Origin of the sequence: Actinacidiphila sp. DG2A-62 (assembly GCF_035825295.1) — a bacterium.
Taxonomy (GTDB): domain Bacteria; phylum Actinomycetota; class Actinomycetes; order Streptomycetales; family Streptomycetaceae; genus Actinacidiphila.
Genome location: NZ_JAYMGI010000002.1, coordinates 6,214,821 through 6,238,075 on the forward strand (window position 1 = coordinate 6,214,821; position 23,255 = coordinate 6,238,075).

The 23,255-nt window shown below is 71.5% G+C and carries 25 protein-coding genes; 2 read left to right on the plus strand and 23 right to left on the minus strand.

Features of this window, described 5'->3' with window-relative positions; genetic code table 11:
* Nucleotides 1–33: 33 nt before the first annotated feature.
* Nucleotides 34–342 carry a transposase gene (locus tag VSR01_RS28000; protein WP_442785482.1) on the plus strand — a complete coding sequence of 103 codons (309 nt, stop codon included), beginning with the start codon at nt 34–36 and terminating at the stop codon, nt 340–342.
* The gene (locus tag VSR01_RS28005; protein WP_326450238.1) at nt 339–1,217 is read left to right on the plus strand and encodes an IS3 family transposase; all 879 of its coding nucleotides are present in this window, start codon (nt 339–341) and stop codon (nt 1,215–1,217) included. Before VSR01_RS28000 ends, VSR01_RS28005 begins: the two co-directional genes overlap by 4 nt.
* A 37-nt stretch (nt 1,218–1,254) precedes the next feature.
* Here VSR01_RS28005 and VSR01_RS28010 read toward each other — a convergent pair whose 3' ends face one another.
* The 23 genes from VSR01_RS28010 to VSR01_RS28120 all read right to left on the minus strand — a co-directional run bounded on the left by VSR01_RS28010 (nt 1,255) and on the right by VSR01_RS28120 (nt 23,234).
* Nucleotides 1,255–1,605: a DnaB-like helicase N-terminal domain-containing protein gene (locus tag VSR01_RS28010; protein WP_326451853.1), complete on the minus strand. Its 351-nt coding sequence runs from the start codon at nt 1,603–1,605 to the stop codon at nt 1,255–1,257.
* Nucleotides 1,605–2,981: a DNA cytosine methyltransferase gene (locus tag VSR01_RS28015; protein WP_326453856.1), complete on the minus strand. Its 1,377-nt coding sequence runs from the start codon at nt 2,979–2,981 to the stop codon at nt 1,605–1,607. Before VSR01_RS28015 ends, VSR01_RS28010 begins: the two co-directional genes overlap by 1 nt.
* Nucleotides 2,982–2,998: 17 nt before the next feature.
* Nucleotides 2,999–3,883, minus strand: a complete 885-nt coding sequence (locus VSR01_RS28020; RefSeq protein WP_326453857.1) for a hypothetical protein — start codon at nt 3,881–3,883, stop codon at nt 2,999–3,001.
* A 592-nt stretch (nt 3,884–4,475) separates the two neighbouring features.
* A complete protein-coding gene (locus VSR01_RS28025) occupies nt 4,476–5,864 on the minus strand; it encodes a DUF317 domain-containing protein (protein WP_326451854.1) in 1,389 nt (462 codons plus the stop codon).
* 28 nt (nt 5,865–5,892) lie between these two features.
* Complete coding sequence (locus VSR01_RS28030; RefSeq protein ID WP_326451855.1) at nt 5,893–6,402, minus strand: hypothetical protein; 510 nt, start codon at nt 6,400–6,402, stop codon at nt 5,893–5,895.
* A gap of 92 nt (nt 6,403–6,494) precedes the next feature.
* A complete protein-coding gene (locus VSR01_RS28035; protein WP_326451856.1) occupies nt 6,495–7,358 on the minus strand; it encodes a hypothetical protein in 864 nt (287 codons plus the stop codon).
* A 30-nt stretch (nt 7,359–7,388) separates the two neighbouring features.
* A complete protein-coding gene (locus VSR01_RS28040) occupies nt 7,389–7,589 on the minus strand; it encodes a DNA methyltransferase (protein WP_326453858.1) in 201 nt (66 codons plus the stop codon).
* Between the two features lie 9 nt (nt 7,590–7,598).
* Nucleotides 7,599–8,309, minus strand: a complete 711-nt coding sequence (locus VSR01_RS28045) for a DNA methyltransferase (RefSeq protein ID WP_326451857.1) — start codon at nt 8,307–8,309, stop codon at nt 7,599–7,601.
* Between the two features lie 56 nt (nt 8,310–8,365).
* Nucleotides 8,366–10,162, minus strand: a complete 1,797-nt coding sequence (locus VSR01_RS28050) for a type IV secretory system conjugative DNA transfer family protein (RefSeq protein WP_326451858.1) — start codon at nt 10,160–10,162, stop codon at nt 8,366–8,368.
* A 39-nt stretch (nt 10,163–10,201) separates the two neighbouring features.
* Nucleotides 10,202–10,603 carry a hypothetical protein gene (locus VSR01_RS28055; protein WP_326451859.1) on the minus strand — a complete coding sequence of 134 codons (402 nt, stop codon included), beginning with the start codon at nt 10,601–10,603 and terminating at the stop codon, nt 10,202–10,204.
* A gap of 242 nt (nt 10,604–10,845) precedes the next feature.
* The gene (locus VSR01_RS28060) at nt 10,846–11,682 is read right to left on the minus strand and encodes a DUF317 domain-containing protein (protein ID WP_326451860.1); all 837 of its coding nucleotides are present in this window, start codon (nt 11,680–11,682) and stop codon (nt 10,846–10,848) included.
* Between the two features lie 729 nt (nt 11,683–12,411).
* Nucleotides 12,412–13,350: a hypothetical protein gene (locus VSR01_RS28065; RefSeq protein WP_326451861.1), complete on the minus strand. Its 939-nt coding sequence runs from the start codon at nt 13,348–13,350 to the stop codon at nt 12,412–12,414.
* A complete protein-coding gene (locus tag VSR01_RS28070) occupies nt 13,347–14,147 on the minus strand; it encodes a hypothetical protein (RefSeq protein WP_326451862.1) in 801 nt (266 codons plus the stop codon). The genes VSR01_RS28065 and VSR01_RS28070 overlap by 4 nt, the downstream gene beginning before the upstream one ends.
* On the minus strand, nt 14,144–14,557 hold the full coding sequence (locus tag VSR01_RS28075) for a hypothetical protein (RefSeq protein WP_326451863.1): 414 nt from the start codon (nt 14,555–14,557) through the stop codon (nt 14,144–14,146). Before VSR01_RS28075 ends, VSR01_RS28070 begins: the two co-directional genes overlap by 4 nt.
* Before the next feature lie 46 nt (nt 14,558–14,603).
* On the minus strand, nt 14,604–14,864 hold the full coding sequence (locus tag VSR01_RS28080) for a hypothetical protein (RefSeq protein ID WP_326451864.1): 261 nt from the start codon (nt 14,862–14,864) through the stop codon (nt 14,604–14,606).
* A gap of 267 nt (nt 14,865–15,131) precedes the next feature.
* Nucleotides 15,132–16,931, minus strand: coding sequence for a hypothetical protein (locus VSR01_RS28085; protein ID WP_326451865.1), 1,800 nt, complete (start codon nt 16,929–16,931; stop codon nt 15,132–15,134).
* Nucleotides 16,928–18,070, minus strand: a complete 1,143-nt coding sequence (locus VSR01_RS28090; protein ID WP_326453859.1) for an AAA family ATPase — start codon at nt 18,068–18,070, stop codon at nt 16,928–16,930. Before VSR01_RS28090 ends, VSR01_RS28085 begins: the two co-directional genes overlap by 4 nt.
* 188 nt (nt 18,071–18,258) lie before the next feature.
* Entirely contained in the window at nt 18,259–18,480 is a 222-nt protein-coding gene (locus VSR01_RS28095) for a hypothetical protein (RefSeq protein WP_326451866.1), read from the minus strand.
* 243 nt (nt 18,481–18,723) lie between these two features.
* A complete protein-coding gene (locus VSR01_RS28100) occupies nt 18,724–19,893 on the minus strand; it encodes an MFS transporter (protein ID WP_326451867.1) in 1,170 nt (389 codons plus the stop codon).
* Between the two features lie 77 nt (nt 19,894–19,970).
* Nucleotides 19,971–20,510 (minus strand): hypothetical protein, encoded by a 540-nt coding sequence (locus tag VSR01_RS28105; RefSeq protein WP_326451868.1) that lies wholly within the window; start codon nt 20,508–20,510, stop codon nt 19,971–19,973.
* A gap of 384 nt (nt 20,511–20,894) precedes the next feature.
* Nucleotides 20,895–21,665 carry a glycosyltransferase family 2 protein gene (locus tag VSR01_RS28110; RefSeq protein WP_326453860.1) on the minus strand — a complete coding sequence of 257 codons (771 nt, stop codon included), beginning with the start codon at nt 21,663–21,665 and terminating at the stop codon, nt 20,895–20,897.
* Between the two features lie 137 nt (nt 21,666–21,802).
* A complete protein-coding gene (locus VSR01_RS28115; protein WP_326451869.1) occupies nt 21,803–22,858 on the minus strand; it encodes a hypothetical protein in 1,056 nt (351 codons plus the stop codon).
* A 61-nt stretch (nt 22,859–22,919) separates the two neighbouring features.
* Nucleotides 22,920–23,234, minus strand: coding sequence for a hypothetical protein (locus tag VSR01_RS28120; RefSeq protein WP_326451870.1), 315 nt, complete (start codon nt 23,232–23,234; stop codon nt 22,920–22,922).
* Between the last annotated feature and the right edge of the window lie 21 nt (nt 23,235–23,255).

Genomic DNA, 23,255 nt, shown 5'->3' on the forward strand with positions numbered 1-23,255 from the left:
GATCAGGGGCTCTGCCCCGGGAGGATGTCCATCATGGAGAGCATGGGGAAGAAGAAGCCGCGCCCTCGCCGCTCGTTCACGCCGCAGTTCAAGGCCGAGATCGTCGAGCTGTGCCAGCGTGGCGACCGCACGGTCGGCCAGATCGCGAAGGACTTCGACCTGACCGAGACGGCGGTACGCGACTGGGTCAAGCAAGCCGAGGTCGACGCCGGCGAGCGCGACGGCCTGACCAGCAGCGAACGCGAGGAACTGGCTGCGCTTCGGCGGGAGAACCGCCGGCTGCGTGAAGACGTCGACATCCTCAAGCGGGCCACGGCTTTCTTCGCGAAGGAGACCCGGTGACGGTTCACCCGTTCATCGAGGCGGAGAAAAGCGCAGGTCACAGCGTCAAACGCGCCTGTGAGCTACTTCAGGTCTCCCGAGCCGCCTACTACGCCCGCCGCACCGGCACCCCCGGCCCCCGCGCGGTCCGCGACGCCGAACTGACCGAGCAGATCACCGCTGTCCACGCCAGGTCGCGGGGAACCTACGGTGCCCCACGCGTCCACGCCGCCCTGGTGCGCGACGGCGCTGCGTGTGGGCGTCGCCGTGTCGCCCGGCTGATGCGGGCGGCCGGCCTGGCAGGCCGACACCGCAGACGACGGCAGCCGACCACCGTCCCCGACCCCCGGGCGGTCACCCGTCCCGACCTCATCAGCCGGGACTTCCAGCCCGACCCCACCGGGCTTGACGCCCGCTGGTGCGGCGACATCACCTACATCCCGACCGAGGAAGGCTGGCTCTACCTGGCCACCGTCATCGACATCGCCTCACGCCGCGTCGTCGGCTGGGAAACCGCCGACCACATGCGCACTGATCTGGTCGCAGACGCCCTGACCACCGCCTGCCGGCAGCGTCGCCCGATGCGACCGGTGATCTTCCACTCGGATCGCGGAAGCCAGTACACCAGCCAGCAATTCGCCGCCCTGGCAGACCAGTTCGGGGTCCGTCTGTCAGTCGGCCGCACCGGGCAATGCTGGGACAAGGACAACGCACTGGCCGAATCGTTCTTCGCCACCATCAAACGCGAACTGCTCGACACGACCACCTGGCCCACCCGGGCCGCCGCCCGAACCGCGATCTTCGACTTCATCGAGGGCTGGTACAACTTGCACCGACTGCACAGCAGCCTCGACTACCGCAGCCCCGCCGAGTACGAGACCGCACTCGCAGCCTGACCACCACACCAACGGTGTCCGCCAAAGCGGAACAAGCTCAGTGGAGGTAGGGAGCGGTCAGCGCGGGCGCGCGCGGGACGGCCGCAGACAGCACGGCCGCAAGCCACACCGGCTCGCGCCGGTGCGCCTCGGACGCAGGCGGCTCCAGGCCGAGCATGGCCTGGTAGACCGCGGCGTGGACGGGGCTGGCGAAGTGCTCGGGGCGCAGGCCGGTAGCGGCGGACATCTCGTCGGGCTGGAGCAGAAGCGCCCCGAGCAGGGCCTGCTCGGCGTAGTGGAGTGGCTCGGGCGGCGTCGGCTCGACGGGTCCGTCAACGTCAGGGGGATGGTTCTGCGGTCGCGCGGTGGTCCGGGGCTGGGGCCGGGTGCAGGGCGGAATGGTGGGCATCAGGCTGCGAGGGTGAAGTCGTCGCGGTTGAGCGTGGCGCCGAGGTGTTCGGCGAGCAGATGGCCGGCGAGCAGCGGGGGGACGGCGTTGCCGATCTGCGTGAACTGCTGGCTCTTGTTGCCAGCCCACGGGTAGTCGGCGGGGAACGTCTGCAGAATTCCGGCCTCGGCGGCGGTGATCCGGATCGGCTCCGGCACCGTGCCGTCGGCTGCGTCGGCTGCGTCGGCTGCGTCGGCTGCGTCGGCTGCGTCGGCGGTATCCGGGGTGAGGGGGTCGGAGTCGGGTTCGGCGGTGGGGCGGAGGTGGGCGCGGTCGGGTCGGGGCGGTTCGGGGACCCACAGGCACTGGTTGGAGCGGTGACCGAAGAAGAGGGTGCTGGCCGGCTGGTCGAGGCGCCGGACGGCTGAGTGGGCCTGGCTGTTGGTGCGCAGCGACCAGGACCAGCGGTGGGCTTCGGCGGTGAAGGTCGGCGCCGGCGCGTTGGCGCTGCGGTTGTCTCGGCTGCCGGTGCTCGCGGTCCAGCCCGGGCCGTCGCGGCGCGAGCGCAGCTCCACCGGTTGGTCCGTCCCACTGTGTTCGAAGGGGTGCCAGCGGCCCCAGGCGCGGGCTCCGGCCAGGGCCTTGCGGGAGCCGCTGGGGAAGGGCTCGGGCCCGCCGCCCGGTCCGCCGCCGGCGCACACGGTGGGCACCGGCCGGTCAGTCGCGCCCCATCCCAGGGCCTGGGCCATGCTGACCCACTGCTGGCGGCCCGGCCCGAAGAGCGTGTCTGGCTCGGGGCGGGCGGCGTGCGTGGGCGGCGGGGGTGCTGCGGTACGGACCCGAGAAGCCAGCAGGATCGCTCGCCTTCTGGTCTGCGGCACTCCGTAATCGGCCGCGTTGACGATGCCGGTCCAGACTGAGAACCCCCAGCCGCGCAGGACCTGCGCGTACTGTCGCCACAGCGGCAGAACGTCCGGCACCTCTTCCATGGCCACCCACTCGGGCTGCCCGGCCTGGTGCAGGGCGTGAAGGTAGCGCATCGGCTCGGCCGCGAGCAGCGACCGCGCATCGCGGCACCCGGACAGCAGCGCGGCGCGGGTGTCGCGTCCGGCGGCGAGGTCCGTCACCGCCTGGTGGACCAGCGGCTGGTCGAGCAGACCGAGCCGCTTGCCGGCCATCGACCACGCCTGGCACGGCGGGGACGCGATCAGCCCCCACGTCCGCCCGACGAACGGATGCACCGGGTATTGCGCGACGTCGGTGCGCACGGTGAGGAGTCCCGCCGCGGCGCGGGTGCGGCACGCCCAAGGGTCCCACTCCAGTCCCACGTCGCGTACGCCCAGGACGGCAGCGGCGTAGGACCAGCCGCCCGGGCCGGCGAACAGGTCGAGCACCAGTCCCGCGAAGCCACTGTTCACGCGGCCAGCCCGAAGTCGTCCTGCGTGGCGGCCGGTTCGTCGCCGCGGCACGCCCACGGCGAGCAGCCCCCGGGCACACCGTGCTCAAGCTCGGCCAAGGTTCCATCCGCTGGCGCGGCGTCCAAAGCGGTCTGCCGGTCGGCCCATTCGCGGGCGGTGACGTGGTCGATCGGCGCTTGGGCGAGCGGCACGCGCGAGCGGTGCAGGAACGCCTGGCCCAGCAGCCGGTTGCCCGTGGCGTTGGCTCGGGCGTTGCCGGCGCGGATCGCCGCGTCGAACGCGACGACGTCCTCCCATTCCTCGGGAGAATGGTCACGGATGTTTCTCCACTGTGCGTTTCCGTGAAAGGGGCAGCCCAAGCAGCTGGATTTTGGGGTGTCGGTCAGGCCGCGTGATTCCAGGTATCGGACGCAATCGGCGCGGGACCAGTCCATGTCCACAATGAGGGGGTGCCGGTTGCGCATGTAGGCGACATCGGCGTCCTTCGCGCGGTGGAACTCGTCCGTGGAGATACCGACCCACTGCTCGACGAAAACATCCTTTGGGATGCGTTGCGGATAGGGGTACCCGAGGATCGCCCGGACTTGCTTCTTGATCGGCTTGATCTTGTATTCGCCGGTGCACTGCCGCCGCGTCATCCCAGGCCGACCGTCCTGGTTGAGGATGTAGAGCGGCATGGAAGCGAAGCGGCGTTCAGGGTCGAGCGCGTCGTTTCTGATGTTTCCCGTCGACACGCGCAGAACTGGTATACCTGCGGGTTCGGCTATCTCGCGCTGAATACGTTCGAGATGGGAGTAGACGGATTTTGGCTCCCAGCCCGTGTCGGCGAATATCGCATAGTCGATTTTTGGGAGGACGCCTTGCGCGGACAGGCTGAGCAGTGTGGTGGACTGGACTCCGGCGCCGAGGGACAGAATGCGGTAGGCGGGGCGGGCGGGCTGTGACAAAGGCGTGCGGGGCTTCCTGTTCTGATGGGCCGGGCGACCAGCGGGCCCGGGGCGGGCCGGTGGGCCTGGGACACGGGGTGATGCCGCAGGTGTCGGCGGTGGCTGCGCGAGGCGCTCGCACGGGCCGATGCCGTGGTGGTGTTCGCCTGCGTGGGCCAGGCGCACGGCGACGCGGTGAACGGGCCGGCAGCGTCTGTCAGGTCCGCAGCGACACCGCGAGGAGATTCGGTGCCCGTGGTGAGCGCCTGCTGACCGCCCGCGTCAAGCAAGCGGCTCAGGGCCGGCAGGAGCCCGCAGACGTCGTTCGCGATCAGGTCGGCCAGACCAGCGGCAGCGTCCCGGTGCTGGGCACCGGACGTCGCTGCGGCAAGGGCCTGGAGTTAGTCGCCGAGGCGGTCTCCGCCGTCGCCGTCAGGGCCGGCGTTCTGGGTGGTGAGGTCGGGAATCGAGATCGACGCGGTATCCGGTCAGGACGAGCATGTGCGCCGTGTGTGTGGCCTGCTCGTTCTTCGGTGGTCCAGGGGCGTCAGCGTGCGTGACGGTGCCGCCCTGCGGACTCGGCCGTCGGTGCCGGTGAGGTGAGGGGCGGGGACGAGGGGGGTTCCCGGCGGGCATCGGTGGCGGGGTGCACGGATGGGTGGCGCTGGGCGGTGCGGCGGCACCGGCCCTCGGCGAGCTCGAAGGCCAGATCCTGCAGGACCGCTGCGGGGGTCTGCGAGGACAGATGGATGGCCCACACCGGGCGATCGGCGTTGTCGCCGCCCCAGAGCGTCCAGGTCCGGGAGTCGCGGCCGGGCCGTGCTTGGGCGGCGAAGGCGTCGAATCGTACGCCCGCGCCGTCAGCTCGCGGGGGCGCCCACCGGATGAAGCGCCCTTCCACGCTCTGAGCCCAGCCTGCCAGTGGCCGGGCCACGTGAGCGACGGCCTGCTCGCTCACCGCGCCATCATCTGTCGAAGCCGCTCCGGACGTGAGGGAGTCCAGGAGCGTGGACACCATCTCCACGGGGGTGGAAGCGGTCGCAGTAGCGTGCCACAGGCGCTCGCCGACCTGCGACTCGTAGGCGGCGACCGTCCACCTGGGTTCGCCGGCACGGGGCTCGTGGACGAACTCCACGCGCAGCAGGAGGGATTCATGGCTGGCGATGGTGGTCTCGTCGTGCGGCCGGTACCTCTCCCACTCGCCGTCCTGGGCGAGAAGGGACTCGAGCAGCTCCGTATGGTCGCCGGGGTCCCCGTCGTACACGGGCACCGTCGTTAGAGGCGTTGGGGCCGCTTGCTCGGTCTGCGTGTCCCGCTTCCCGGCGGGGTTGAGGACGCGGGCGATGCGCTGTTCGGCGCGGGTGGCGGGTGCGGGGCCGGGGCGTACGAGGTCGCCGTACTGATGGTAGAAGTCGGCTACGGCTTCGTCCCGGCTGCCGAAAGCACGTGCCACCTGCCGCAGGTGGTCGTGGCCGTGCAGCAACACGCTGTGCCCGGCGGCGTAGGTGCCCACCGCGGCGACGGTGCGCCAGACGGGGACGTGATGGTGGATGACGAGGTGGCCTGTGGCGATGTCGTCGTAGATCTTCTGGGCTTCGGCGCCGACGTCGCGGATCTCCTGCCGGCTGAGTTGGGACATCGGGTACTCGGCCCAGGTCAAGTCGGTGTCGAAGTCCTGCTGGAGTGCGAAGTCGGCGCCGACGGTGATGCCCGCTTTGCGCAGCTCACGGGTGGCGGCGTCGGCGTAGTGGGCCTCCTGACGGTCGATGCGCACGAGCACCAGCGTGTCCGCGCGGCGGCCAGGCGCCGGTCGGAAGGCGTGGGCGAGCAGGATGCGGCGGGCTGCGTTCGCATGTGGTCCACCGATCCGGGCGAGGACCGCACTGTTGTCCTTGGGATGCGGGTCGAGCCTGACGTCGGTGGTGGTGTGGGTCATGTGCCTCCTGCTTCTTGGCGGTGCTGGATCAGCGGCTGGGGCCGCGGGCGGCGGTCAGGGGGATCGCGTAGAGACGGGTGGCGCTGGTGTCGTGGACCCGGGCGGTGATCTGGCTGGGCTTGGGGACGGCAGAGCGTGTGAGGTGGCGGGCGGCGGCCTGGCGGATGAGGGCCTGCTGCACGTGCTCGGGCTGGGCGTCGATCGCGGTGATCAGAGCGGGCAGCTCGGGTGCGAACAGCCCCGGCGAGGTGCTGGTTGTGACTTCGGCGACCAAGCGTGCGGTCTCGGCCTCGACCAGCGGAGCCCAGGCGAAATCCAGGCCCTTGTGCTCGCAGGCGAACAGGCCGCCGCCCTCCAGGGACGCCGAGAACGGGTAGGCGTCGTCGAGCATGTCGGCCATGCTGTGCAGGAGAAGGCCGACGGCCTCGTGCAGCTTCCGGGCCAGTCCGGGGTCGCGGAGCCATCGGATGCTCTCGGCGGGAGCAGCGGCCGGCACGGGCTCCTGGTGGGAACCGCGCGTGGTGGGGGACTCGGGCATGAAGGCTCCTTCGGGGAGTGTGCGGCGACGGTTGGCCGCGGGCGGTGGGCTTAGCGCCGGGCGTGTGCGGGCGGCTGTGGCGGGTGGCGGAGTCAGCGGCGCCGCTCGGTCGGCGGTGGCGGCGCGGGCCGGGCGACCGGGGCAGCGGGGGGCAGGGCGCTCAGGACCGCGTGTCCGGCATCGGTGACGTAGAGTCTTTGCCCGCGGTACAGGCTGGTGCTCGGGTCGCGGGCGACCAAACCGAGGCGGCCCAGCGCTGCGTAGGTGGACATCGTGATCCGCACCCCGCCCCCTGCGGAGATGCGCGCCGTTCCGATCCGTCCAGGTTCGTACATCGTCACGCCGCCCGCCGCGATGGCCCGCAGTGCGTTGGTCTGTGCGGCGGTGAGTCGGCGGGAGCGGGTCGGAGCTGGCGCGTGAGCGGTCTCGGCGGCTGGGGTGCTGCGGGCGTTATCGCTGCTGGTTGCGGGTGCCGTGCCGGTGGGGTAGTCGGTCAGGGGTGCTGCGGCATACAGGCACGCCGTCGCGCAGGACTGGAGCGTGCGGGAGGCGTCGCGCAGCTTCTCAGCGATCGCTTGCCGTGCCCTGTCGTGCTCGGGGTCCTGGGGGCCCTGCCCGGACTGAGGCTGGGAGACAGCAGCGGCGAGGGGGAATGCGGTGACGGCATCGGTGAGGACCAGACCGGCTTCGGTGGTGTCCCGGGCGACAGTGGCCACGGTCCTCAGGACCTGCAGATGCTCGGGGATGTCGGAGGTGGTGAAGGCGGTCAAGGCGCGCAGTCGTTCCAGGACGCGACGGGTGAGGGCCTGGGTGTCCAGGACGCGGGCGCTGAGCCATGTCAGGCCGTCGGTGTCCAGGTGGGGCGGGCCGTCGGCGAGGGCGAAGAGCAGGTCGGTGTAGTCACGCGAGAGGTGGCGGAGCTTGTCGACCTCGTCGTTGGCGGTGGTGATGGGCAACTCCTTGCGGGAGGACGGGGATCGAAGTGATCAGGGCAGTGGATGCGGGGCGGATGGGTTCGCGTGGGGGAAGCGCAGGGCGGATGCGGCGGCGTAGCGGGGATCGAGGTCGATGGCGATCCAGCGGCGGCCGAGGCTTTCGGCGGCCTGTCCGGTGGTGTTGGAACCGGAGAAGAAGTCCACAACCAGGTCACCGGGCGTGGTGCACAGCGTGATGAAGAACTCCGGCAGCCCAGGCGGTTAGCGGGCCGGGTGCGGGCGGATGCCGCGGTTGCGGCAGGAGCGCTGGTAGGCGTCGTTGGAGGCGCTGTTGGGCATGGTCAGCAGGTTGGCGGGCAGGGCTCCGCCCTGGTCGGCGTCGAAGGCGGCGCTGACGGTGTGGCCCGAGGGCCGCGGGCCCGGGGCGAAATGCCGCCGCGGGTCGGCCAGCAGCCGCCGCATCGACGCCGAGTACGGAGTCTTCACCCCGCGGGTGTCGGCCTTGGGATGCGGGGTCTTGGACAGCCACCAGATCGGGGTGACGGTGTCCTTGGCGCGGATCTTGCGTTTGGTGACCCACTGGGCCGGTGTCGGGAGCCGGGAGGGGTTGTGCCAGTAGAAGTCCTGGGCGAGGTGGAACCCGAGGCGGTCGGTGCAGGCCAGCAGCAGCCGGAACTGGTGCAGCGAGCGTACGGGCAGTCCGCGCTGGTAGGCGCCGCCGATGTCCACCACCAGGCTCCCGTCCGGCTTCAGCGCCCGGTGGGCGGGCCGAAGGAACTCCAGCAGCCAGGCGACGTAGGTGTCCTGGTCGGGATTGCCGTACTCCTTCGGGCGCAGCAGCGGGAACGGCGGCGAGGTCACGAACAGATCCACACTGCCGGCGGTCAGTTCCTGCAGGAGCAGGCGGCTGTCGCCGCTGTACTGCGCACCCAGCGGGGTCGTGTAGTGCAGCAGCCCGGACGGAAGCTGCACATGCTCGGTGGCTTTCGCCCTGCCGCTGCCCCGCCTCCGCCCGGGGTCCGGGGCCGTCATGCAGCCTGCCCGGCGTAGCCCCTGGACAGGGATTTAGCGATGGCGCGGGCGGTGATGGCCTTGGAGGCCGCAGCGGAGGCCGCGGACAGCTGTTCGGCGCCAGGCTCCTGATACCAGGGGCGGAGGGTGAGCATCGCGGCGCGAAGCCCCGTGGCGAACAGCAGCGCCGATCCCTTGGCCAAGGCGCGGATTGCGTCGGGGGGAAGGATCCGCTCCTGCCGCATCGAGATGCTCGTGGACTTGCCCGAGTCGCTGTGGGAGGTGGAGGTGGTTTCGACGTCGTGGTCGCCGATGAGGCGGGAGAGTTTGTCGGCGAAGTCTGGGTCGTCGATGCCGGAGCCGATGACCTTGATGGTTGCCGCCGACCACATGGCGTCCATGCCGGCCTCGCCCCAGACCTTCTGGCCCTGACGGTAGGACTGCAGGATCGTCAGCGGGATGATCCCTCGGGAGCCGAGGTGGGAGTACAGGTCCGGCAGGTCGCTGATCTTGCAGACGTTGGCGGCCTCGTCCAGGATCGCGATCAGCGGCGGGTCGAGGCGTCCGCCGGCGCGTTCGGCGGCGGTGGTGGCGGTGCGCATCACGGAGTCGGCGCACGCTGCGATCAGGGCGGAGGCGCCTCCGCCGCCGTCCTTGGACAGCAGGTAGAGGGTGTCGCGGCTGGCCACGAAGTCCTCGGGGCGGAATTCGGAGATGCCGGGCTGGGGGGTGACCCAGGCGGCGATGTCGGCGTTGAGCAGGCACGCGGCGTACTGGCGGGCGGTTTCGTAGATGCCGTCGCGGGTCTCAGGCGGTCCTTCCACGGTGCCCTTGAGCTGGGCGGCGACGGGGCCGAAGCGGTGGTCGCGCAGGATGTCCAGCGGGGTGCGGTCGGCGGGGAACGCCAGCCAGGTCATCACGTCGGTGATGGGCCGGCGGTCGTTGGCCGCGGCCAGGAACAGCTGGCTGAGGACGTTGGAAGCGGCTTTGGACCAGAAATCGCCCTGCTGACTCGCATCCACGGAGGCGGCGAGGAAGTGCCCGGCCAGGCGCCCGGCGCCTTCCAGGGTGGTGGCATCAGCCAGCGGGTTCCACCACAGGGCGCGCTCGGCGTGGGCGATCTGCTGCGGGTCCATTGTCCACGTCCGCCCCACGGCCGCGCGGGCGTCGAGGGTGGCGGTGTAGGCGTCACCGGCGGCCTTGTTCGAGGTCAGGAGCACCGGACCGGGGGCGTTGAGGATCGCCGGAATGGCAAGGCAGGTGGTCTTGCCCGATCGCGGGGCCATGATCGCCACCGCGACGTCCTCGAAGCCCATGCGAACCTCGTGGCGGGTGCCGGCCAGATTCCCGAGCAGGATCCCGGTCTGGTGCGGGGCCGGCTTCCTCACGTCAAGGCTGGGCCGCAGGCTACGCGCCTTGGCCGTGACCGCGGGGGCGAGCAGGGGCTGGAGGTCGCCTCGCCTGGCCATGTCGGCAGCCGCGGGCGTGCGCTTGGTCACGCGGCCTCGTCGGTGCCACCACCAGCGTCCGACAAGGCCCGCGAGGACGGCGGCGAACGTCGCGGGAACGACGAAGCGGCCGATCAGCAGAGTGGTGCGGCCGGTATGCGGCCACAGCAGGGCGGGATGAAGGAGGGCGTCGGCGGGCCGGTAGGGTGCCCAGGGCCCGGAGCGGGTCACGACGGTGGCGCAGTTCCCGCCCAGCCAGACGGCGGTGGCGGCGGGAACGGCCACCGCGATGGCACCGATGATCAGTTTGAACAGCCAGTCGGTGAGGTCCGACGTGCCGGTGGACGGTGAGGGCTTAGTGGGCATCCTTCTCCGCGAGGTCGGGACGTGCAGACCGTGTCCGCATCAGGGGACTTGGTGAGGGCGGGGAGCGGTGCGCGCAACTGGACCGGGCAGTGTCACGGTCAACGCGGGGGCGGGCGGAGCTGGGTCATGCCAGGTGTTGTGCTCCGTCTGCGGCGCCGTTGCTTGTTGCAGGGCGGCGGCCAGATCGGGATCGATACCGATCCTGATGCCCACGGCCCCTGCACTGGTGCGCAGCGTGGTGAGGGCGACGCGGATCGCGGCGGCGTCGTGGGCGTTCCCGGGAAGGGTGTAGACGAACTCGCCTGGTTCGGTGACGAAGCCGGCGTGGCGGAGCAGTTCGTCCTCGATACCGGGGTCGTCCTCGGTGGTCAGGGCGACCAGGCCGAGGGATCGGTGCAGCCCGACGGCGATGCGGTTGGGATCGATGAGGGAGGACTCCAAAGCGGATCGAGGGACGTACGGCGAGGTTGCCGGTAGGGGAGAGTTGCGGGCGTCACCGGCTCGGCACTGCGGGTGGGGTTGTCGCCGAACCGGTCGGATCGCTGGGGCGAGTTCCGCGCAGATCTCGCTGTGTCCGCCGCGCCCGGCGCGCCGGATGTGGGGGCGTGCGCGTAGGAGCGCCAGCGGGGTCACCCGGGCGCGCGGGCGCGGCGTCGCGGGGAGCATTGGACGCCGAGGCGGGGTCATTGGCTCCTCGGCGGGTGTGCGAGGAGTGGGGGTGCGGGTGGCTGAGGCGGGACCGCTTGTCGGATCGGGTGCCGCGTGAGGAGCGCTCCGTGCCGTCTGCGGTAACCGAGGGTGCTGGCGGAGCGCGCCCAGGCGGCGGCGCGTCCCGCGGCGGCGCGGGCGCTGCGGATTGCGGCGAGCTGGGAGGGCAGGACGGGGTAGTCGGTGGCCGTTGTGTGTGCCGCGCTGCCGAAGGGGACGTGCCCGGGCGGGCGCAGGACCGGTCGGGGGTCGGCGAGCGCCGCGGCGAACGCTTCGACGGCGTGGAGCGGGGTGTGTTCGGAGAACGCCGCGTGCCACAGCGGCGGAAGCGGTGCGTGGGGCTCGGCGGTGCCAGGGGTGTGAGCGGTGGCCCACCACAGGCTGATGTCGCCGTCGTTCCGGTACTGCAGGAGGGCGGTGCCGTTGGGGTGGCCTGCCGAAGGATGCTCGCCCTTGCCGCGGGCCCATCCGTGGGCGGTCGCGCGGCCGAGGACATCGGGGGCGTGCGTTGGGCGGGGGCCGGCGAGCGCGTCGGTGAAAGCGCCGAGGATCTCCACCGGGACGGTGCCGCCGATCGAAGCGGTCCAGGACGGCCGGTCGGCCGGAGCGCCGGAGACGATCCACGAGGGCGTGCTGGCCTGGGCGGTGTAGGTGATCCGCACCGAGCGGTCGGGGTCTTCGAAGCAGATCGGCGAACCGGCTTTCGGAGTGCGGTTCTTCCAGCCCGCGCCGACCAGGTAGGCGGTGACGTAGGTGAGGTCACCGCCGCCGGCGAGGTGCCGGGGACGGACCAGGTAGTGGTGCACGGGCATTTCGCCGGCGGGCGGCGGTCTCCAGCGGGTGGGGCGCCGAGTCAGCGGCTTCTCCTGGCTGTGGGTGGGGTGGCGACCGGCGGGAGCGGGCGCGTGGCCGGCGCGTGCAGTGCGTCGTCCAGGTCGAGGACGAGGTCGTGGAGGTCGTCGGCGAACCTCCCGTACAGGGCGGCGTGAGGGTCGCCGTGACCCTGTGCGTGGTAGGAGGCCGTTGCCAGCAGGTGGACGATCCTGCCCAGGACGCCGTCTTCTGCGTCCAGGACGGTGCTCAGGATGCGGCGGGCGGCGTCGGGGTCGGCTGTGATCAGGGTCTCGGCGAGCCGGTCGACGTCGCGAGCGGCACCGCGTGCGACGTCACAGAGCGCAGCGTTCGTGGGCAGAGGCGTTTCCTCCGGGTGGGGGGCGGATGTGGGAGGTCGGGTTCGGGCTCGTGATGCGGGTCGGGGGCGGCACGCAGGGCCCGCCGGTGCGGGGTGTTGAGGGCCGTCACCGCGCGGCGCGGGTGTGGGTGCCACCGGGGACAGATGCGGCCGTGGTGTGCGGGGCCGGTCCGGGCTGGCTGGCCGCTCGCGGTGGAGGCGGCAGGGGCCGGGTCGGCGGGTCACAACTCCCGGAGATGCCGGCCGGGCTGCGGCTTTTCGCGGCTGCGGGGTGCACACGACTTTGTGGGCGATGCTGTGGATGTGTGGCGGGCCGTCGGCGAAGGGAGCCGCGGCGTGCGGGGCGGCGTCACCGGCGGCCTCGTGATGGTGTGCTGGGCGCGGCGGCCGGTCGCGGTGGGGAGGAGGGTGCTCGCAGGGGAATTCCCGGGCGCAGGGAGCCGCTCACGGCCTGGATGTCCTCCTGGATGCCGTGCAGGCGGCGGGCGATCCACTCCAGCCGTTGCGTGATGTCGTGGGTATATCTCGGGGGGAGCCCGGTCCTCGTCGTGGTCGTGAACGCCATGTTCTCGACGAGGCGCCGCAGGCGTGGAAGGTCGCCGGATCGTTCGTCGACGGCCCTGCTGAGCAGCTTGGTGAGGCTGTGGAGACGGTGGACATCGCGGCCTTGGGCGTCGGGTCCGGCCGGTTCGTTAGGCGGCAGCGGTGCGCGCGGTGCCTGCCCGGGAGGCCGGCGGGTGCCGGGGCGGGATGCGACCAGATCAAGGCGGTCTTCGATTCGCTGCACGGCTGCGGTCAGACGGCTGCGGACCTGGCGGGGACGGGGGAGCCAGGTGCCGTCGGTGTCGTGGATGAGGTTGGCGCACAGGTGGAGTTGCCGGGGGCCCGTCCGCACGGCCACCCACCGGTACGGTCCGTGGCCGTGTGCGTCAGCGATCCCCGCGGCGTAGGCCAGTTCGTGTGCGGCCAGCGCCCACTGGTCGTCCGTCAGCGGCCTGTCAGCGGGGTGGAGTTGCGCCTGGAGGTGGAAGACCGCGGCACGGTCCTTGCCGTCCGGGGCGGTGGCCGACGGGTGGGTGGCCAGGGGCTCGTCGAGGAATTGGGCCCACCGTGCGGCGCTCCAGGACCAGTGCTCACCGCCCGGGCACTGGTACCACAGCGCGGGCCAGTGGTCGATGACGCGGCCGTCCAGCGGCGCAGGGCCGTTGGACGGGGTGCCGGAGGGTGCCGCGGCGGGGGACAGGAGCGTGGCGGCGGAGACCGTTCGGGGCTGGAGGTTGTAGATCACTGAGTGTCCGGTTCTTCCACCAGCGGCCTGTCGCGGGTCAGGTCGAGGGCGGTCGTGATGAGGGTGCGTTCGCGAACGAGGTCGGCGTGCACGGTGGCGTCGCCCGCGGGCAGGGCGTCGATCGCGTCGTCGATGGTTGCGAGCGCTGCACGGTAACGGCCGAGTTGGCGCAGCGCTGCGGCCGTGCGCATCAGCGCGATCGGGTCCGCCGGTCGGGCCAGCGGCCCCAGCGAGGCGACGCGGAGGATGCGCTGCGGGCGGTGGGGCAGCAGGTGCCCGAGCCACAAACCGTGGAGCACCACGTGCAGTACCTCTCGGGACCCCGCCGCCTCGGGGTCGGCGAGCAGGCGGTCCAGCATGGTCAGCCCCGCGGGCTTGGACTGGCCGAGCACGGCGAAGGCCGTGTGCGCGCGGATGTAGGGGTCCGCCGATTCGACGTCGAGGGGACTGGCGCCGTGGAGGGCGGTGTCGAGTGCACGGCACCGGAAGTCGAATCGTAGCGCGGTGCAGTAGAGATGCCAGCGGGGCCGCCACCGCGGCTCGGTGAAACTGCGCGGCGGCGCTTCGATTTCTGCGAGTTCGCCTGCGGTGTCGCGTCCGACGCGGCGCGCATGCCAGGCGGTCGCGCTGCAGACCTGGGCGGATTCCTGCCAGGTTGCTCCTATACGGTCCAGGTCATCCGCAAGTGGGGTGATCCAGTCCGCGGCGGCATCAATGCGGCTTCGTGCAGCGGTTCCCAGCGACGTCAGGGCCCGGGCTCGTGCTGGCTCGTCGGGGCGGGCGGGCGGGGCCGTCATCGGCTGTTGCCGAGGTCGGCGGTGTGGACGAGCTGATCGAGGGTGGTCTGGTAGTACCAGCCTCCGTCCACCGTCTGCTGGCTTTCGGGCATCCGGGGCAGCAGCGCCTGGGACAGGGAGCGGAAGAAGCCGGTGCAGTCGGGGCAGTACCGGTCGGTGTGGATCATGTAGCGGGGGTGAGCGGTGACGTAGGAATGTTCACCGCCGCGCGGGTTGCGCAGCCGCCAGCCGGCCTCGTCGGTCGGGGTGTGCCAGGAAGGGGCGACGACCGTCATCTCCTGGCCGACCAGTTCGCCGCGGAAGGCGCCTTTGATGATCACGACATGGTCGCCGGGAGTGAAGTGCTCGTGGGTGACGAGCCGCGCCGGGGTGAGGGCATCGGCCGGTGGCCGCGGCGGGGGCGGGAACAAAGTCAGCGGAAGTCCTCTGGGGTCGGAGCCTGCCACGGGGGCGAGATCAGTGGTAGGGGTTTTCGGTGGTGCGGTCGGCGTCGGTGGCGGCGGCCAGCAGTTCGGGCAGCTCGACTGGTTCGGCGTTCCTCTGGTCGATCCACCATCCGGCCCGGTCGACCAGCCGGGCGGCCTCTTCGACCTCGGCCCATTGCCGGTCGTCGAACTCGCCTTCGCTGACCAGCTCCTGGTAGGCCGCGGTGACGAGCTGATGGCGGCAGCGCTCGCCCCACGCGACTGCCTTGACGGAGCCGGCGAGGGGCGGCATGTGGTACCGGGACGCCCACGCGGCGGCGTCAGCGCGTTCCTGCTCGCGGCGGTCGGCGAGCCATTCCTGTGTGGCTTCGGCATCGGCTGCGTGAGCGGATCGCCAGCAGTCGGTGCAGGCGCGGGCCTCCAGCCAGCGGGCGTACCTGGCGCGTTCGTCGGCCCGCCGAGTGGAGAGGTCATGGTCAAGCCGGTGGCCGCATCGATGATCAACGGTCCAGGTGGTGCGGATGTTTGTTCCTGCTTTCTGTCTTCCTTCTGCGTTGTCTCAGCGTGTCCTGCGGATGGCGTCTGTGGCCGCCTTGGCGATGGCGGCGGGAGCGCTGGAGGGCCGGGGCAGGTGCAGCAAGGTGGTCCCGGGCAAGTGGTGGGATTTCGGGGTGAGGGTGAGTTGGAGTACGGCGCATCCGGCGGTCGTGAGCTGCTTGACGCGGGTGACGGCTTGCGCGGTTTCGTCGCTGTCGTAGCGGGCGTCGGTGACGATCACGAGAAGGCGGCCGGCGCCGGGGCGGCTGAGTTCGAGGGCGTGGTCGAGTGCATCGATGGCGTCGCCGAGGTTGTGGTGGCCGCCGTTGGCATCGAACAGCGTCACGCGCTCTGGTGCTCGATGGGTGGGTCGGGTCAAGGCGGTCAGGTGCCTGTCATAGGCGATGGTGGCGGTACGGGAGTCGGGGTCGGTCGTGGCTGCTGCGCGTGCCACGATCCAGGCAGCGGACGCGACGGGCGCGCAGGCGGCACGCATGGAGCCTGAGACGTCGACGGCGATCCCCACACGCAGCGGTGGCGTGGGGGAGTTCCGGCGGCGGGTGTGGGTGAACGGTTCCGCGGTGGGGACCGACCCGGCCGCGCGCTGGGCGTCGCGGGCGAGGGCCGCGCGCATGTTGAGGCGGCCGGGCGGGGTGGGGCTGGTGGTTCGCTCCTCGGTCCGCTCGCGGTAGGCGGCGGCCCGCAGGGCGCGGCTCAGGCGCGCGGCGGCGCTCTGCTCGGCGGAGGTGGGCCTGCGGGTGCCGGTGACCGGGTTGCCGTAGGGCGCTGGTGTGCCGTCGGGGGTGACGGTGGTGCCGCGGGTGTTGAAGACGCTCTTGGCGGTGGCGGCGGCTTTGCGTCGCTGGTCGGCCCGCTGGGCGCGGTCCTGGGCCTGCGCCTTGGACTGCGCGGCCATGGCGTTGGTCGCTGCGGCCTGTGCCGCGAGGTCGGCGGCGTCGGTGGCTGCCGCGTGGTCCATGACGACTCCCACGGCGCCGGACAGCAGATCGGTGAGGTTTTCCGGCACGGGCAGGGCGGGGGCCGCGGTGTCCAGAGCGTCGCACCATTCCTTCGCGTGCGTGAGCATGGTCGTGGCGTCGTGGTCGGCGCACTGGTGGGCTGCGGTCCAGATGCGGGTGAGTGTGGCCAGCAGGTTTGCGCCCAGCACCTTTTCGCACAGATCGGCGACGGCCCCGGTCTCGCTGGCGTCCAGGATGCCGACGTCACGGCGGCCGAGGACCAGGGCCGCCACGGCGGCGGCGTGCTCGATGCCCTGGAGGGTGGGGTGGGCGATGTCGGGCATGACCAGGGTTCGGGCACTGGTGCGCAGGTACGTGCGGTCCGTGGGCCGCCTGGCCAGGTGCGCGCCTTCGACACGGCTCTCCTCCAGCAGGAGCGCGGCCTCGACCACACGGGGGTTAGCTGCGGCTGGCGCCGTCCAGACGGAGTGGGCCGCGTGCGCGGCCTCATGGACGAACACTCCCCAGGCGGCGGGGTACCTCTCCTCGTCGCCCATGATCCGCGGATGGATCTCGTGGGGCTGGAGCGGGGCGAACAGGCCGGCGTCGAGCTCGACCTCGCCCAGAGTGGGGAAGAACGCGGCCGGTGCGCCGCTGCGCGTGCCGGGGCGGCAGGTGACCAGGAGGTCCTGGCGGCCGGAGAGGGCGACCAGGCGGTCGCCGAGTTCGGCTCCCACACGCAGCCACGCGCCCGGGGAGGAACGCGGTTGCGCGGGCGGCGCGCCGTCGTCGTCCCAGCGCGCGAGGTCGGCGTCGTCGTCCGGCGTGACGGCGGGGGACAGGACGTGGTGGTGGGTGCTCATCGCGAGCGGCCCCGGTGCGCGGAGCCGGTGCTGCCCGGGGGCTGCCGGACGGCTGCGGCGGGGAGCTGCTTGCCGAGGGTGAGGGGCGCGACCTCCTTGACGCCGACAGCCTTGATGACAGCGTCGGCGACGGCGTCGCGGTCCTCCGCAGGAGCGATGCCGACGAGGTTCGCGAGTGCGGCTCTGGTGCCGAGGACGGCCTCGGTCTTCTGGTAGCTCAGCAGCTCTCGCAGTTGGGGGGCCCAGCCCAGCTCGCCGAGTTCGACTTGGCGGGAGAGGTGTCGGGCGACTCGGACCACCCGGGCATCGATCCTCAGCGCCAGGGCGAGGTCATAGTCCGTGCCGATCTTGATCTGCACGCTGAACCGGCTCGCGAGCGCCTCCGTCAACACCGCCCCGTGGACGCCGGGGTTGTGGCCCGCCACTACGTAGAAGCCCGGCTCGGCCTTGATGGTCTCGCCCTTGTGGGCCTTGACCTGGATCTGCCTGCGCCCGTCCATCGCGGGATACAGCGCCGCCAGGACTTTCGGTGAGATCAAGGTGGCATCGTCGATCAGCAGGGCGCGGCCCTCGGTCATCGCGGTGACCAGCGGACCGTACTGGAAGACGTAGGCTCCCGCGTCGTCCTGTGTGTACTCGCCGATCAAGTCGCCGACCGTGGTGTCGCCGTCACCGGCGACGGTGAGTAGGTCCGGGAACGCCGCTTCGACCAGACTCGTCTTGCCGGTGCCCGGAGGGCCGTAGAGCAGCACCGGCACGTCGGCGTCGCGCAAGCGATTCAACGCTTCGACGTCGGGCAGATCGGCAAGCTCCCGGGGGTGGTAGAGCTGGCCCCCCGCGCGGCGGATCGGGCCGGTCTGCCTGGGCGTGGCTGTTGCGGGAACGGTCGTGCGAGCCGCGGCTGTCGGGGCGCGGGGAGGGTGGGTGCCCGGTGGGCTGATCACAGCGGTCTGCGCTGCTGCGGCGGTTTTCGCGTTCGCGCGGAACTGCGGTTGCCCGGTTCCGCCTTGGTCGGCCTCGCCGCGTCGCACCAGGGTGAGGGCGGCGTTGCGGACGGCGCCGTGGGAGTGGCCCAGATGCCTGGCCATGTGCCCGATGGTGAGCGTGTCCGCCGGCCGGTCGGCCAGCAGTCGGGCCACCTTGGCCCGTAGCTCGCCGCCCTTGGTGCGCGTTGGACTGGCAGGCGTTCCGGGTGCGGTCAAAACGAGGATCCTTCAACAGGTGCGGGTGCGGGTGGCGATGCGCCGGAGAGGCCGGCCGTTCTCGGAGCGGATCACGGACTGTGCCGACACCGGTGACCGGGCCAACCAGGGCGTACCGTCGGCGCTCACCGGTCGACCGAGGGCTTGGTCCGGGTGCAGGGGATGGTCGGCGATGAGCAGCTGGCTGGCTGTCGAGCAGGCCCGTACGTCCGCTCCGTTCCGGGTTCCGTCGCTCGGCAGGCGCAGCCTGGCGTCTCCTCGAAGCCGGCCTGGAGCAGGATCCGCCGGGCGGCGGCGTTGTAGCCGGTGGTGGTGATCTCGCCACTGATGGTGTGCCGGATGGTCATGAATGGCTCTGCTGGTGCTTCGGGCACGGCGGATCTCCTATCGGTGGTGGCGGGAAAGTAGTGGTGTGTTGGGCGAAGGCGAGGCGGGCCCGGACTACCAGCATGTCAACGGTGCGTGGCTGGATCACGAACGATGGGCAATGACTGCCGACAGGCTCCAGCACGGGCCTCACCGCCCCGCCTGACTCGCCTTCCGGACGTTCTGATGGCCGGGTGTCCCCACAACGGCCAGGCCGAGTCTCCTCAAAGGCTGTTGTCGGGGCGGAAGCGGAGTCGGTGTCGGGAGGCGATCAGCAGGACTGCGGTGAAGAGGGCGCCGACGGCCGGCAGGGCGGCGCATGTGCGCGTGCCGTGGGCGGCAGTCAGGCCGGTGAAGGCGGTGCCGGCGGCCTGGCCGGTGCCGACGGCGGCGATCAGCCACGCGTACGCCTCGGTCCGCACGCCCGGCGGCGCCAGCGACTCCGTGGTGAGGAACGCGCCAGTGATCAAGGGGGTGAGCGCCATGCCCGGTGCGAGCATTGTGGCGACGGTCGCCCACGGTGCGGGGTCGGCCAGCAAGGGGACCCAGCTCCCGGCGAAGGCGGCGGCGGCACAGAGGAGTTGAGCGGAGGGAGCGCCGGGAAGCGGTCGGCGTGCTAGGAGCGCCCCGGCGAGGATGCTTCCGACCGACAGCGCACCGGGCGCGATGCCGGACAGCCAGGGCGCATGGTGCCGGTCCGCGGCATCCACGGACCAGATGGTCAAGGCGCCCAGCGCGAACCCGACTCCGCTCAGCGCCGTGAACAACCGGCGAAGGCCCATGCTTTGGAGGGGGCCCAGCAGCGAAGTGCGTCGGCTGGTGGGCTTCCAGGCTCGTGATGGTCTGGCGGTGAGCACGATTACCGCGCCCACGAGCCCTGCCAGGGCGCTCGCGGCCAACGCGATGCCCGCGCTGAAAGCGTGGGCGAGCATGACGGTCAGGGGCGGCCCGGCGATGTAGATCAACCCCTGACATCCGGTGTCGATCGCCAGCGCGGCCCGCCGTTGGCCGGGATCGGCCAGAACACAGGGCCACAGGGCGCGCAGCCCGGCTTCCAGCGGAGGGGTCGTCAACCCGGCGAGGACAACGAGCGTTGTCGCTGTCGACGAGTGAGTGGAGGGCCGGGTGAGGGGGAGCGTCAGAAGGGCGGCGGTGGTTAGGACGACCGCGGTGCCGGTGGCCAGGGTCTGGCCGTGTCGGTCGACCAGGCGGCCGAGCACCGGCTGCCCGACGGCGGAGGTGAGCCCGTAGAGCGCGCACAGGAACCCGCCGAGCGCGAGGGTTCCGCCGTGGTGCTGGACGAGGAGCAGGATCGCCAGCGGCGCCATGCCGTTCGGGAGACGCCCGAGCAGGGTTCCTCCCAGCAGTCGTACGACATGGTCCGAGCGCAGCACGGCCGTGCCGCCCAGGTGGCCGTCGGACCGCGTCGTCGAGGCGGACCGGTTCCCGCGGACGCTTCCGGCGTGCCGGCTCACCGGCGCGCACCCGTGGCAGCCGATGCGCCTGGCCGAGGAGCACCCGCCGTGACCACCTGTGCGGTCCGGTACGGAGGCGACGGGTGGAGTCCAAGCAGGGCGTGCCGTGCCTGGTGGTAGGCCGGCAGCAAGCGTGAGGCGACCGCGTAGGCGGCCTTGGCGGGATGGCGGGCGACCGCGATGCCGTGAGGAGTCAGCGGCACCTCGCTGCCGGTGATGTCGATGCCCAGCGGGGTCAGCGCGCCGGCGAAGAACTGGCGCGGCCGGGTCGGGCGGCCGATGACCAGGAGCTGGGTGAAGTCCTCGGCAGTCAGCAGGGCGCCGCGGCTCAGGCCGTAGGCGAAGACTACGAGCTGCGTGGCGGCGTGGTCCCATGGGAAGTCGGTCACCTTCCGGCGCTCGGTCTGGTCGGGCCAACTGAGGTCGGAGCTGGTCCAGTCACCGTGAAGTCGGTCGGCGAGCGCGGTGGCGAAGCGCGACAACCGGTCGAGGGGCGGGCGCAGCGGCTCGGACTCGACGGCGGCGAATTCGGGCATGGCCGAGGCGGGTCTCCTGTCATACACGCCTGAGCGTGAGGTCATCGGTGTGGACCTTGCGGAACGGACACCGCTGGTGTGGGCGGCGACAGCATTGGGCGCGGAGGTCTCCAACCGCGGGGAAGCGTCGCGGTGGGTTTGTCATGCAGCGCGTCGGCTATCAAGATCGTTGTGCCGGTGCGGCGTTCGATGACCAGCCGATGCGGTCATGCTCACGGGCCGCCGGTGGCGACTGCGGTGGCGGTCCGGGCCGTCGCGGGGTCGATGGGGTGGCAAAGCGGGTCCGCGCGATCAGCGGTCGTGTCCAGGTTGATCGCCGCGGGGGCGTCGGGGCGGGGTCAACCAGGTCTTGGCCGTCGGGTGAGGCTGCCGAGAACTGCGGCTCTACAGTGTTGCCCCTCCCGCGGTTTTCCGGCCGGTGTGCGGTCGGTGGCCGAGGGCGAGGGCCAAGTCGTTTCCTGACCTCCAAGCGAAGTTCCGGGCTGCTGCTTCCAGTTCGTCGTACTGCGTTTGCCGGGTGAGTTGGTGGGGGTGTTTGCGGTAGTGGTAGACGACCTGCGGCAGCAGCTCCCCGGCTGCCAGGTGGGTGACGCGCAGGGCGAGGTAGTCCTCGCCCTGGACGAGGCCGCCCATGCCGCCGATTGCGGACCACAGGTGGGTACGGGCCAGGATGGTGGTCGGGCCGAGCGGGATCGTGTGGTGGGGGGTGGGCCAGTACGCCCACACCGCACCCGGCTCGTGCCGGCCCGACGGAGTGGAGCACTTCCACAGGTGGAGCGAGCCGTCGTCGTACAGGTCGGCGCTGTCGCCGGCGACCCATCCCAGGCCGGTGTTGTCCAGGTGGTGCAGGCGGCTGCTCAAGCTGAAGGGCGGCAGAACATCGTCGTCATCGGCCCATGTCAGGGCCCGCCCGCTGGCGAGGTTCACCGCGAGGTTGCGGGCGCAGGCGGCGCCGACCGGGCGCGGCAGGGGCAGCACCCGGACCCGTGAGTCGGCGGCCAACGGTGTCGGCAGCAGGGCGGGGTCGGCGCCGTCGATGGCGAGGACTGCTTCCCAGTCAGCGTCCTGGGCGTCGAGGCTGGCATGCAATTCCGTGAGAAAACGGAGTCGTTCGGGGCGCAGCCGGGTGGCGACGACGACGGTGACGTCGGGTATCGCGTGCTCCTTTCGGGTTGAAGGCCGGTCGTGGTGAGCGTCGGGGCGGCTCGGGAGCCCGAGGCGGTGTGCGCGGGCGGCTGGCGGCACGTCCAGTGGTCTGGGCGCTCGCTCGTCCCTCCAGTTGGCGAGCGACCTCAAGAACGGGTGGAGGCGGGCGGTCCCTCGGCGCCGGTCAGCTCGCATCCGTAGCCCAGCAGTAGGGCTTTGGCCGTCGGGGTGGGGATCAGGGCGGCGTCGTTGCACACGAAGGTGTCGGTGACCGCGGTGCGCGGGGTCTTGCCGAGCCAGGCCCTGGTGTCGGGGCCGGCGGTGAGCTGCCAGCCCGGGGCGAGGGTGTCGGTCTGGGTGTGGGTGTGGGCGAACAGCAGGACGGCTCCGCCGCCCACGGTCTTCAGGCCGTAGGCGTTGTTCCAGACGTTGTTGGCCGCGGCGAAGACGGTGACGCCCTTCTTCCCCAGCCGGTGGATGTTCTTGTCGTGGACGCCGGCCTGCTGCCTGCTGGCCGGTGTCGGGGTGAAGAACTGGGCCGCCGAATTCTTGCCGCCGGTGGCGAAGTTGTCGGTGACCCCGGTCCGGAGTCTGTCGGCGTCGAAGGCGGGTTGGGCGCTGCCGTCGGCCGCGACCGCGGTGGCGTACCCGTCGGCGTCCAGCGCGATGTCCGGCAGCGGCACTGCGTCCAGGTCCGGTGCCAGGACCATCTGCCAGCTGCGGTCGGGCTGCTGGGCGAACACGACCAGTCTCCAGTTCTTGGTACCGGTCTGTGTGAGGCCGGCAGCGAACCACCGCGGCGTTCCGGGCAGGAACTTCGGGATATACAGGCGCGCGGTGGCCGCGTCGTAGGACCACGGCTTGTACGGCTCACGGTCCTTGGCCGGCGTTCCGGAGTCCTGCTTGTACCCGCCGACCGACATCGCGAACAGCGCGTCGTTCTCCACGGTGTCCAGCAGCCGTGCGTCGTCGTGGGCGTTGGCCTGGTTGTTGACCTGCGAATAGTGCCGGATCAAGCGCAGGGCGGTCTGCTTGTCCAGCGCGGGCGACGCGGTGTGCCGCGGCGAAGGCTTCGTGCCGACACGGCTGGCGGTGTGGCTCGGTGCCGGGGTGCTGGTTGTGCCGTGGCACGCGGTCGCCGTCAGTGCGAGGCAGACAGTCGCGGCAGCGGTGAGGGTGATGCGGAGGATGAACTGCTCCAAGGGGTGGCGGGAGGAAGCGGGGGGCGTCGGGGAGGGCTTCGGGGCGACGGTGCTGACGGGCTCAGCGGCGGCTGGTGAGCTGCTGGGGCGAAGGTGATCCTGCGGCCGGCGGGCGCCTGACTGTCAGGCAGGGAGCCGTGGGACGCAGGCCGGTCAGCGGTGGGTGAGCGTCCGGTCGCCACAGCCGTGGGTCGTCGCTGTAGGACCCGAGGGGGTCGCTGTCCCAGCCGACGACCGGGCCGCGGGTGTATTGGGTGAGGGCGATGACCTCGACGCCGTGCGGGCGCAGCACGTAGGCCCATTCCACATCGCTGTCCCGGGTGTTGGACTGGTCGATGACCATGCGCTGGGCGGGGCTGCCATCGGTGGTGTGCACGTTGTCGATCGGTCTGCTCGG

Coding starts and splice junctions, on each gene's coding strand:
- VSR01_RS28080 (WP_326451864.1), bottom strand. CDS start 14,864: ATGCCGCCCCTCGCCGGCTCCGTCAAGGCAGTCGCGTGGGGCGAGCGC.
- VSR01_RS28000 (WP_442785482.1), top strand. CDS start 34: ATGGAGAGCATGGGGAAGAAGAAGCCGCGCCCTCGCCGCTCGTTCACG.
- VSR01_RS28070 (WP_326451862.1), bottom strand. CDS start 14,147: ATGACGGCCCCGCCCGCCCGCCCCGACGAGCCAGCACGAGCCCGGGCC.
- VSR01_RS28030 (WP_326451855.1), bottom strand. CDS start 6,402: ATGCCCGAGTCCCCCACCACGCGCGGTTCCCACCAGGAGCCCGTGCCG.
- VSR01_RS28010 (WP_326451853.1), bottom strand. CDS start 1,605: ATGCCCACCATTCCGCCCTGCACCCGGCCCCAGCCCCGGACCACCGCG.
- VSR01_RS28095 (WP_326451866.1), bottom strand. CDS start 18,480: ATGACCATCCGGCACACCATCAGTGGCGAGATCACCACCACCGGCTAC.
- VSR01_RS28050 (WP_326451858.1), bottom strand. CDS start 10,162: ATGCCCACTAAGCCCTCACCGTCCACCGGCACGTCGGACCTCACCGAC.
- VSR01_RS28105 (WP_326451868.1), bottom strand. CDS start 20,510: ATGCCCGAATTCGCCGCCGTCGAGTCCGAGCCGCTGCGCCCGCCCCTC.
- VSR01_RS28085 (WP_326451865.1), bottom strand. CDS start 16,931: ATGAGCACCCACCACCACGTCCTGTCCCCCGCCGTCACGCCGGACGAC.
- VSR01_RS28025 (WP_326451854.1), bottom strand. CDS start 5,864: ATGACCCACACCACCACCGACGTCAGGCTCGACCCGCATCCCAAGGAC.
- VSR01_RS28060 (WP_326451860.1), bottom strand. CDS start 11,682: ATGCCCGTGCACCACTACCTGGTCCGTCCCCGGCACCTCGCCGGCGGC.